7 protein-coding genes and 2 pseudogenes are annotated in these 10451 nt (G+C 72.2%); 6 read left to right on the top strand and 3 right to left on the bottom strand.

Annotation, left to right across the window (positions count from 1 at the left end; genetic code table 11):
- A pseudogene (locus DY245_RS31070) lies at nucleotides 1–932 on the top strand (protein kinase); the annotation flags it as partial.
- Between the two features lie 23 nt (nucleotides 933–955).
- Here the strand turns inward: DY245_RS31070 and DY245_RS31065 are convergent.
- Both DY245_RS31065 and DY245_RS31060 read right to left on the bottom strand, forming a co-directional pair.
- Nucleotides 956–2143 carry a winged helix DNA-binding domain-containing protein gene (locus tag DY245_RS31065; protein WP_128510530.1) on the bottom strand — a complete coding sequence of 396 codons (1188 nt, stop codon included), beginning with the start codon at nucleotides 2141–2143 and terminating at the stop codon, nucleotides 956–958.
- Between the two features lie 97 nt (nucleotides 2144–2240).
- Nucleotides 2241–3774: pseudogene (locus tag DY245_RS31060) on the bottom strand (class I adenylate-forming enzyme family protein).
- A 144-nt stretch (nucleotides 3775–3918) separates the two neighbouring features.
- Here DY245_RS31060 and DY245_RS31055 point away from each other — a divergent pair.
- From DY245_RS31055 to DY245_RS31040, 4 genes are all read left to right on the top strand, one after another.
- Nucleotides 3919–5115, top strand: coding sequence for an amidohydrolase family protein (locus DY245_RS31055; RefSeq protein ID WP_128510529.1), 1197 nt, complete (start codon nucleotides 3919–3921; stop codon nucleotides 5113–5115).
- The gene (locus DY245_RS31050) at nucleotides 5115–6269 is read left to right on the top strand and encodes an acyl-CoA dehydrogenase family protein (RefSeq protein ID WP_128510528.1); all 1155 of its coding nucleotides are present in this window, start codon (nucleotides 5115–5117) and stop codon (nucleotides 6267–6269) included. Before DY245_RS31055 ends, DY245_RS31050 begins: the two co-directional genes overlap by 1 nt.
- 8 nt (nucleotides 6270–6277) lie before the next feature.
- Nucleotides 6278–7234: an acyl-CoA dehydrogenase family protein gene (locus tag DY245_RS31045; RefSeq protein WP_128510532.1), complete on the top strand. Its 957-nt coding sequence runs from the start codon at nucleotides 6278–6280 to the stop codon at nucleotides 7232–7234.
- A gap of 473 nt (nucleotides 7235–7707) precedes the next feature.
- Nucleotides 7708–8181 (top strand): ATP-binding protein, encoded by a 474-nt coding sequence (locus tag DY245_RS31040; protein WP_128510527.1) that lies wholly within the window; start codon nucleotides 7708–7710, stop codon nucleotides 8179–8181.
- Nucleotides 8182–8455: 274 nt separating this feature from the next.
- Here DY245_RS31040 and DY245_RS31035 read toward each other — a convergent pair whose 3' ends face one another.
- On the bottom strand, nucleotides 8456–9382 hold the full coding sequence (locus DY245_RS31035) for a cyclase family protein (RefSeq protein ID WP_128510526.1): 927 nt from the start codon (nucleotides 9380–9382) through the stop codon (nucleotides 8456–8458).
- A gap of 83 nt (nucleotides 9383–9465) precedes the next feature.
- On the opposite strand from DY245_RS31035, the gene DY245_RS31030 reads away from it, so the two are divergent.
- A complete protein-coding gene (locus DY245_RS31030; RefSeq protein WP_128510525.1) occupies nucleotides 9466–10374 on the top strand; it encodes an SDR family oxidoreductase in 909 nt (302 codons plus the stop codon).
- Nucleotides 10375–10451: the final 77 nt, after the last annotated feature.

Genomic DNA, 10451 nt, shown 5'->3' with positions numbered 1-10451 from the left:
GTCGTACGCCGGGCCCGGAGCAGACCGGCCCGGCCGCGCCGCCGCGGCTGCCCCGCCCGCCGAAGCAGCCGAAGCCGCTCCGGCAGCCCGGACCGGCCCGGGCGGCCCGGTCCGCCAAGCCCCCCAGACAGGCCAGGACTTCGGCCCGGGACCCCTACGAGCAGCAGATGCTGGGGCAGGTCGGTCTGGAAGCGGGCCCGCGGCAGGCCCGGCCGGCGCGTGCTGCGCGCAACCTCGGCCGGCTGCTGCTCACCACGATCCTGCTTCTCCTCGTCGGCGCGGTGATCTACGCGATGGCGTTCCTGCCGAAGGCCGGCCAGGGCTCCAAGGCCGGGCAGCGCGGCGCGGACCGTACGGGCACGTCGGGCGCGGCGCCCGGCGGCAGCCCCACACCGTCCGGCCAGGACGGCGGCCGGGGAGGCGAGCGGAACGGCGGCTCGGCGGGCACCGGAGCGCCGCAGACCACCGCGCCGGCGGATGTCGCCAAGGGCTTCGAGGTACGTACCGACCCCAAGGGTTTCCAGGTCGCGGTCCGCAAGGGCTGGCAGCGGCGCGGTGCGAACGAGCGGGGCCAGGTGCGGTACGCCGGCGGGGACTACGAGCTGGTGATCGTGCCCGGCCGCGACACGACGGCGCGCTTCGGCACGGACCCGATGGCGTATCTGCAGAACAAGGAAGCCGAGCTGGCGCCGTACCGCACCTCCAGCTGGGCCTCGGCCTCCGGCCTGCGGCGGATCGACGTCGGCAAGACGGCGATGGCGGAGGGCACCTTCACCTGGCGCGACAGCAGCGGACGCGAGGTCTATGTGCGCAATCTCGCGATGATCCACGAGGGCCGCTACCACCTCGTCCTGGCGATCGGCCCGGACAACGACCGCCGTGGGGTGGACCAGCTGTACGAGCAGGCGACGAGCGCGTACCGCCCGGCCTGAGGCGCACGCATCGGGCGGGCGGCCTAGCTGCTCAGCTTCCGCTCCAGCGGCGTCCGGAACCGCGGGGTGACACGGACCTCGCCGACCCAGGAGGCCAGCCGGGCCGCCTCGGCGGCAACTGCCGCGGAGGCCTCGCTGCCGCCGTCGTCCGTGAGCAGCCGCCAGACGATCTCGCCGTCGGCGCGCTGGGCCCAGCCGCCGATGATCCGGCCGTTCCACCACACCGTCGGCCCGATGTTGCCGCTGCGGTCGAAGAGGTGCGGTACATGGTCCGGGTCGAGGTACCAGTCGCGGGCCTTCCAGCCCATCGCGGTGGGGTCGAGGCCGGGCAGCAGCGCGGCCCAGGGCTCGGGCGCGGGGACCGGTTCGAGGTCGTCGGGCAGCGCCAGGCCGGTGGTGCCGTCGTCCAGCGTCACCTCGACGGCGTCGGTGGCGGCCACCGCGCGGCGGGTGTCGGTGAGCGTCCAGCCCGTCCACCATTTGAGGTCCTCGACGGTCGCCGGGCCGTACGAGGCGAGCCGGCGGCGGGTGAGCGCGGCGCGTGCCTCGGGGGCCGGCGGCGCGGGCAGGTCGGCGAACGCGGTGCCGGGCGTCCAGCGGAAGGAGCTGCTGGTCCAGCCGCCGCGCGGGCGGCCGCGCCGGATGTGGCCCTCGGCGGCCAGCACCCGCAGAATCCGGCTGGAGACGGCGACCGTCGCCTCGTACGGCTTGCCGGGCGAGACCACGATGGTCTCGCGCAGGTCGGGCACCTCGGCGGCGAGCTCGGCCGCGGTCGCCTCCCCGCGCGCGGCCAGCGCCGCCAGCGTCTTCGCCTCGACCTCGGCCAGTCGCCGCCGGTCCCACCCCGGGGCGCCGTCGAGGACCCATGTGATCATCCCGGCCCGTTCCTTGGCGGCGATCGCCTGCCCGGTGGAGGAGGCGACGACCGGCGCGAGTTGGGCACCGACCGCGAAGAGGGTGCGGCGCATGCACAGCAGCCGGACCAGCGAACGGTCGGTGTAGAGCGCGCGCTCCACGTCGGCGGGGTCCGGCACGGTCAGCCGGGCGCAGGCGGCCAGGTGGACGGTCGCCGGGTCGCTGGCGTGCAGCCCCACGACCGCGTCGGCGACCTCCTCGGTACGGGCCGCCCGGCAGTCGGGCGCGAGCAGCTGCCGCCGCCCGAGGCGGACGCGGCGCCCGGCGGTGTCGATACGGGGTCGGGAGTGGCTCATGCGGTGACCGTACGGGGTGAGGAGGACAGGGGATGTCCGCATTGCCGCGTCCACGGTGAGCCCGGCTCCGTGGAAGACGGTGCATGAAGGGCGGCCCTCACCCGGTTCCCCTCGGGACCGGCCCCGTCCCGCCACCCCCGAACCGCTCCCGCAGCTCCTGTTTGAGCACCTTGCGCAGCGTCGCCCCGCGCGGCAGGGCGGCCAGCACTTCGAGCCGCTCGGGGAGTTTGTGCGGGGCGAGACCCTGGTCGAGAAGGTGCGCCGTCACCGCCGCGAGTGTCAACTGCCGTGATCCCGGCGGCTGTTCGAGGACCGCGCAGACCCGTTCGCCGCGCTCGGCATCCGGCAGTCCGATGACCGCGGCGTCGGCCACGTCCGGGTGCCGGTGGAGCAGCTCCTCGATCTCCTGGGCGGAGATGTTCTCGCCCTTGCGGATGATGATGTCCTTGAGGCGGCCGGTGATCACGAGGTGGCCGGTGGGGGTGAGGTGGCCGAGGTCGCCGGTGGGCAGAAAGCCGTCGGCGTCGAACGGGGCGGGCTCGTCGAGGTAGCCGCGGCAGACGGCCGGACCGCGCAGCGAGATCTCCCCGCTCCCGGGCGCGATCCGGATCTCCATCCCGGCGGGCGGCCGGCCGTCGGTCGTCGCGAGCAGTTCGGGGCTGTCGTGCGGATCGCCCATGGTGACCATCGGGGCCTCGGTCATGGCGTACCCGTGGGTGAGCCGGCAGCCGAGTCCGGCGACGACCTCGTGGTACAGCTCGGGCGGCTTGGGCGCGCCGCCGCCGGCCAGCAGCCGCAGCGACGGCAGCAGTCGCTGCCCCGTCGGCAGCTTGCGCTGTTCGGCCAGGAAGAGGGCGTAGAAGGCGGTGGAGCCGCCGGCGACGGTGGCGCCGGTAGGCGGCGAGCGAGCCGGGCAGGGCGAAGTGCTCCAGCAGGAGCGCCGGGATGCCGCGCAGCAGAAGCAGGACGGTGTAGTCGGGGCCGGCGACATGGGCGTACGGGAAGGCCATCGAGCCGATGTCGGACGGGCGAAGGCGCAGCGCGTCGGCCAGGCAGCGGCCGGCCGTGCGCAGGCTGTGGTCGGTGTGCAGGACGCCCTTGGGGCCGGCGGTGGTGCCCGAGGTCCAGTAGATCCAGCGGACCGCGTCGGCGTCGGTGGGCGGCGGGGGCAGTACGGCCGGGTCGCCGTCGGGGAGGGTGTCGTACGCCTCGATGACGGTGAGCGGGCCGGGCAGTCCGGCGGCCAGGCGGTGGGCCATCGCACGGTGGTCGAAGCCGCGCCAGATGCCGGGGACGGCGAGGAACGCGGCGCGGGTGCGGCGCAGCACCTGGCCCACCTCGTGGTCGCGGTAGAGCGGGACGACCGGGCTCTGGACGGCGCCGATACGGGCCAGTGCCAGGCTGAGCAGCACGGTCTCGATCCGGGTCGGCAGCTGCCAGACGACCCGGCTGCCGGGCCGTACGCCCAGGCCGTGGAGGCCGGCCGCGACCCGTTCCGCGCGCCGGTGCAGTCCGCCGAAGGTGATCCGGCGCTCGTGCCGGGCGGGCTCGGCCCCCTGGATGAGGGCGGTGGCCCCGGGCGTGCGGGCGGCGCGCCACGCGACCAGGTCCCAGAGGGTGGTGCCGGTCATCTGCCCCTCCCATCGGCTGACGCTACGTCAGATTCCGGGCCGAGGTTAGAGGCCCGCGCCTTGTCGGTCCAGAGGGTCCGGGTCTAGCCTCTTTCTGACGGGTCATCAGATTCGTGGCCCGAGGGGACAATGATGGGGAACCCGATGGAGCTACCGCGCATCGTCAGCGTCGACGACCATGTGATCGAGCCCGCGCACCTCTTCGAGACCTGGCTGCCGAAGAAGTACCAAGACCGCGGGCCCAGGCCGCTGACCGCGGGCATCGGCGAACTCGCGTACGTCGGGGGGAAGTACCAGATCACCATGGACCCGGACGGGCCACCCACCGACTGGTGGATCTACGAGGACCTGAAGTTCCCGTACAAGCGCAATATCGCCGCCGTCGGCTTCGACCGCGACGACATGACGCTGGAGGGCATCACCCGCGACGAGATGCGGCGCGGCTGCTGGGACCCGGCCGAGCGGCTCAAGGACATGGACCTCAACCACGTCGAGGCGTCCCTCTGCTTCCCGACCTTCCCGCGCTTTTGCGGCCAGACCTTCGCCGAGGCGCGGGACAAGGAGGTGGCCCTCGCCTGTGTGCGTGCGTACAACGACTGGATGGTGGAGGAGTGGTGCGGCGCCAGCGGCGGCCGGCTCATCCCGCTGTGCATCATCCCGCTGTGGGACATCGGTCTCGCGGTCGCCGAGATCAAGCGCAACGCGGCGCGCGGTGTGAAGGCCGTGACCTTCTCCGAGATTCCCACCCATCTGGGTCTGCCGTCGATCCACTCCGGCTACTGGGACCCCTTCTTCGCCGTCTGCCAGGAGACCGGCACGGTCGTCAATATGCACATCGGGTCCAGCTCCCAGATGCCGGCCGCGTCCCCGGACGCACCGCCCGCCGTCCAGGCGTCGCTCAGCTTCAACAACGCCATGGCCTCGATGATGGACTTCCTCTTCAGCGGCGTCCTGGTGAAATTCCCGCGCCTCACACTCGCCTACTCCGAAGGCCAGATGGGCTGGATCCCGTACGCCCTGGAGCGCGCGGACGACGTCTGGGAGGAGCACCGCGCCTGGGGCGGGGTACGCGAGCTGATCCCCGAGCCGCCCTCCACGTACTACTACCGCCAGATCTTCTGCTGCTTCTTCCGCGACAAGCACGGGGTGGCGTCCCTGGACACCGTCGGCCGGGACAACGCCACCTTCGAGACCGACTACCCACATGTCGACTCGACCTTCCCGCACACCAAGGAGGTCGCCCTCGACCATGTGAAGGGCCTGGACGGCGAGACGGTCTACAAGCTGATGCGCGGCAACGCCATCCGCATGCTCGGCCTGGATCTGGACCGGGACCGGTAGTGGACCTCACGTACACGGAGGAAGAGGAAGACTTCCGGGCCCGGCTGCGCGAGTGGCTCGCCAAGGTGCTGCCGGGGCTCCCGCCGAAGCCCGCGGCGACCGACTGGCCCGGCCGGCGGGCGTACGACGCGGCCTGGCAGCGGATGCTGTACGACGCCGGATACGCGGGCCTGCACTGGCCGCGGGACGCCGGCGGACAGGGCGCCACCCCCACCCAGCATCTGATCTTCCTGGAGGAGACGGAGCGCGCCGGCGCGCCCTATGTCGGCGCGAGCTTCGTCGGGCTGCTGCACGCCGGGCCGACCATCGCCGCCGAGGGCACCGCCGAACAGCGCGCCCGCTGGCTGCCGCCGATCCTGCGCGGCGACGAGATCTGGTGCCAGGGCTTCAGCGAACCGGACGCCGGCTCCGACCTCGCCGCGCTGCGCACCCGCGCGGTCCGCGACGGGGACACGTATGTGGTCAGCGGCGCCAAGATCTGGACCTCGCACGCGGAGGTCGCCGACTGGTGCGAACTCCTGGTCCGCACCGACCCGGCCGCGCCCAAGCACCGCGGCATCAGCTGGCTGGCGATGCCCATGGACGCGCCCGGCGTGACGGTCCGGCCGCTGCGTACCCTCGCCGGATCGACGGAGTTCGCCGAGGTGTTCCTCGACGAGGTGCGGGTGCCGGTCGGCAACCGGGTGGGCGCGGAGAACGACGGCTGGCGGGTCACGATGGTGACCCTGTCCTTCGAGCGCGGCACCGCCTTCGTCGGCGAGGTGGTGGCCTGCCGCCGGGTGCTCGGCGCGCTCGCCCGTACGGCCCGCGCCAACGGCCGCTGGGACGATGCGGTGCTGCGCCGCAGACTGGGCCGGCTGAGCGCGGAGTTCGCGGCGCTGTGGCGGCTGACCCAGTGGAATGTGAGCGAGGCTCAGGGGAGTGGGGGCGTCCCGGGGGCCGGCGGCTCGGTCTTCAAGCTGCGCTATTCGCACGCCCGCCAGGAGCTGTACGACGCGGCGGCCGAGGTGCTGGGCGCCGGCGCACTGGACGCGGACCACGCCTGGGTCGCCGACCGGCTGTCCTCCCTCTCGTACACCATCGCGGCCGGCACCTCGCAGATCCAGCAGAACATCGTCGCCGAGCGGATCCTCGGCCTGCCGAAGGGGCGGTGACCGGGCCGGTGGACTTCCAACTCACCGATGACCAAAGGGCGTTGCGGGCGGGGACGCGGGAGCTGCTGGCCGGCCGGTTCGACCGGGACCGGCTGCGGGCCTCGGTCGACGATCCCGCGCTGGACCGTGCGCTGTGGCGGGAGCTGGGCGCGGCCGGATTCTTCGCGCTACGGCTGCCGGAGGAGGCCGGCGGGGTGGGCCTCGGGCTGCCGGAGGCGGCGCTGGTCTTCGAGGAGGCCGGGCGGGCGCTGCTGCCGGGGCCGCTGGTGGCCTGCCAGGTGCTGGCCGGAGTGGTGGACGGGGTCGCGACCGGCGAGAAGATCGTCGGGCTGTGCGACGGCGCGGGCGAGCCGTGGCTATGGGAACATCCGGCCGCATGCGATGAGTTGATTGTGGCGGACGGGGGCGCACAGGGGCGCACGGGCGGTGCATTCCGGAGCGCGCCGGACCGGGTGGTCTGCGCCCCGATGGCCTCCGTCGACCCGCTCACCCCGCTCGCCCGCCTCACGGACCTGCCGCGCGGCGAGCCGTTGCCCCTGGACGTGCCCCGGCTGCGCCGCGAGGCCGCGCTGCTCACGGCGGCCCAGCAGCTGGGCAGTGCCGCCCGCACGGTCGAGATGGCGGTCGGCCACGCCCGCGAGCGGGAACAGTTCGGCGTCCCCGTCGGCTCCTTCCAGGCGGTCAAGCATCTGTGCGCGCAGATGCTCGTACGTGCGGAAATCGCCCGAAGTGCGGTGTATGCGGCGGCGGTGACGGAGAGTGTTCTTGACGTCACAGGCGCCAAGTTGCTCGCCGACGAGGCCGCGGTGCGTAACGCACGGGATTGTCTGCAGGTCCACGGGGGGATGGGCTTCACCTGGGAGGCCGATGTCCATCTGCACCTCAAGCGGGCCTGGTTGCGGGCCGAGTGCTGGGGTGTGGCGAGCGAGGCGGAAGAACTGCTGGCGGCGGCCTTGGTCGACTGAAGGCGGGCGTGCGAGGGCTGTGGGGACGGTGTGCGATGGGCGGCGATGTCAGACTCTGGCAACCGGTGTGCGAAATGTCGGACTCACCACACAGAAGTGGTCACGGAGGGTCGATATCGGGTTGTGTCCTAGGTGTGACTCGTCACAGGGGGGAGTCGGCGTTCCGCTCGGGTACGCTCCGTTGGGTGCGAGTGCTTCTGTGGCGCAACGGACCCGGTGTCGTCGGAATGACGGCTCCGGGGTACGGACTGCGCGCCGCTCGCCTCGGGCCAGGGCCCGGTAATCCCCCTTGTTCGACTCCCCGCAAAGTGCGTCGCACAGTATGCCGCACGCATACTCCCTTGCGCTGGAATATGCCCGAAGCGCTTGTTGGGGTGACTGAACGTCAACCATGCTGTGCATCGACGGGGTCACGCACCGTGACTTCGTGGAGGCGCGAGGCGATGTTTCCGCCGGTTCGGATGGTGTGAGCGGTGCAGGTGCTTCAGGTGCAGTTGGACGTACGGCCCGACCCCGCGGAGGTGGGGCGAGCCCGACGATGGGCCCGGTCGCGGCTCGTGGGGTCAGGTATAGGGGCCGACGAACCCCTTGCGGAGACGCTGATCCTGCTGATCTCCGAGCTTGTCACCAACGCCGTGGTGCACACCGGCGCGGCGGCCGAGCTGCGGATGTGCTTCTCCGGGTCGGGTGCCGTGGTCGGGACGGTCCGCGTGGAGGTGGTGGACGCCAGCGCCCGCCCGCCGCGCCAGCGGCACGCCGACGGTGACGACACCAACGGCCGCGGCCTGGAGCTGGTCGACGGCCTCGCCGACCGCTGGGGCTGGCAGCAGGAGGGCGCCGGCAAGCGGATCTGGTGCGAGGTGGACCGCGGCCAGCCGCTGCTGATGGCAGCGGGGGCCGATCTGGGGGCGTATGAGCCCCATTGCGTCATGACAAATCGGGCGTAACGAAATTTAGTCCAGACCAGGTGTTGACGTGGCGTGCCCAGTTGATCACTCTTGGGTGGAGCGATTCGCTGTGAGGGGACGCCGAGGTCGTGGGGGGAACCGGGATTCCGGTCCGGGGCCTCGACGAGTGCGGATCGTGGCCCGGTTGGGGGTCCCCCGGCGGTAGCCGGGGAAGGGTGGCGGTCCGCGGTGCCGTGCTCGGGGCGCGCATGAGCGCACCGCCACCCGGCCGGCCGGCCGTTGACGGCCACGGTCGGCGGGCGCCCCGGCCGCGTCAGAGGATCGCCACGGGGGCGACCGGTGTGCCGGATCCCCCGACGAACGGTTCGGCCATCGCGGACAGGAAGAACGCGAAGCGGCCCTCCTGCGCACAGGCCGTCGACAGCTCCTCCAGATTCCAGTTCTGGCCCTGGAGCATGCCCATCTCGACCAGATCGAGCGCATGTACGGGCAGCCACAGATTCTCGATCTCCGGCGGGAAGATCTCGAACGTCAGGGTGTCGTTGGCGACCGCCGCGACATCGCGCGCGTGGAACCACTCCGGGGTGCGCACCGACAGGCCGGGCGACGGGAACGCGTAGGCCTGCCGGTCGCCGGCGAGATAGTGCTGCAACTGCCCGGTCCGTACGAGGACGATGTCGCCGGCCCGGACCGTCGTTTCGGCCAGTTCCTCGGCGGCGTCCAGATCCTCCGGCGTGACGGCGTGCCCGCCGGGCAGCCGGTCGGTGCCCAGTGCGCGGGCCACGTCCAGGAGGACGCCGCGGGAGGCGATCGGGGTGGCCTTCTCGATGCCGAGGCGGGTGGCGCCGTGGTGTGCGGTGACCGTGTCGGCGGGGCGGTTGTTGTAGAGCCGCCCGGAGTGCGAGACATGGGTGAGGCCGTCCCAGTGGGTGGCGGCCTGAAGGCCCATGGTGACCGTGTCGTCCGAGGTCGCGACCGTACCGGGGCCGAAGATCTCCTGATTGATGGCGGTCATGGTGTGCAGCGGGTTGACCCGGCCCGGGATCATTCCGGTCTGTACGCCGTCCTGCTGGAGCGGGAGTGCGAGCGGGATGCGGCGGCCGCTGCGGATGCAGCCGGCGGCCTCCCGTACGACCTGGTCGGTGATCAGGTTGAGGGTGCCGATCTCGTCGTCCGCACCCCAACGCCCCCAGTTGTTCACGCGTTTGGCGATGTCGTGGAACTCCTGCGGCAGGGGCATGGCGGCCTCCGGGGTCTTGTGTTTGACTCGCGTCTGGCCCAAAAATCTAACGGTCCGTCAGAAAGTGCGGGAAGGGGCGCGGCATGGGGAACTTCTTGGCCGGCAAGGTGGTCGCCGTCACGGGCGCGGGACGGGGCATCGGGCGGGCCGTCGCGCTCGCCTGCGCCGCGCACGGCGCACGGGTCGTGGTCAACGATTACGGCGTCTCGATCGAGGGCGGAGAGCCGAGCAGCGAGATCGCCGACGCGGTGGTCAAGGAGATCGAGGCGGCGGGAGGCGTCGCGACCGCGGTCGCCGACGATGTGTCCACCATGGCCGGCGGCCAGCGGATCGTGGACACCGCGCTGGCGCAGTACGGGCGGATCGACGGTGTGGTGTGTGTGGCCGGGATCCTGCGGGAACGGATGCTCTTCAATATGTCCGAGGACGAGTGGGACCCGGTGGTCGCCACCCATCTGAAGGGGACGTTCACGGTGTTCCGGGCGGCGGCCGCGGTGATGCGGCGCCAGGGGTCCGGCACCCTTGTGGGCTTCACCAGCGGAAACCATCAGGGGTCGGTGTCCCAGGCCAACTATGCGTCCGCGAAGGGCGGGATCATCTCGCTGGTGCGGAGCGCCGCGCTGGGCCTGCACAAATACGGAGTGACCGCCAACGCGGTGGCGCCCGTCGCACGGACGCGGATGTCGGCGAATGTGCCGATGGAGCTGAAGGAGATCGGCGAGCCGGAGGATGTGGCGGCGTTCGTCGTCTATCTGCTGAGCGAGCGGGCCCGGGAGGTCACCGGGCAGGTCTATACGGTCGCGGGGCCGAAGATCGCGGTGTGGGCCCAGCCGAGGGAGCTTCGCTCCGTGTATGCCGACGAAGGCGGGTGGACGCCGGAGCGGGTCGCGGAGGTGGTGCCGGGGTCTGTGGGGGCCGACCCCATGCCGATGCTGGCGCAGTTGTCGGCGATGGCGGCTGCGGCGGCGGTGAAGGCGCGGCCGAACCAGTAGGTGGGCTGCCCGCGTTGCCGGGTGCGGCGCCGTTGGTTTTCTTTGTCCGCTGCGCGGGGCTGTTGGGCCCGCCACCT

Source organism: Streptomyces inhibens, assembly GCF_003389455.1.
GTDB classification, from domain to species: Bacteria; Actinomycetota; Actinomycetes; order Streptomycetales; family Streptomycetaceae; genus Streptomyces; species Streptomyces inhibens.
This window is presented reverse-complemented; position numbering and strand designations above follow the sequence as displayed.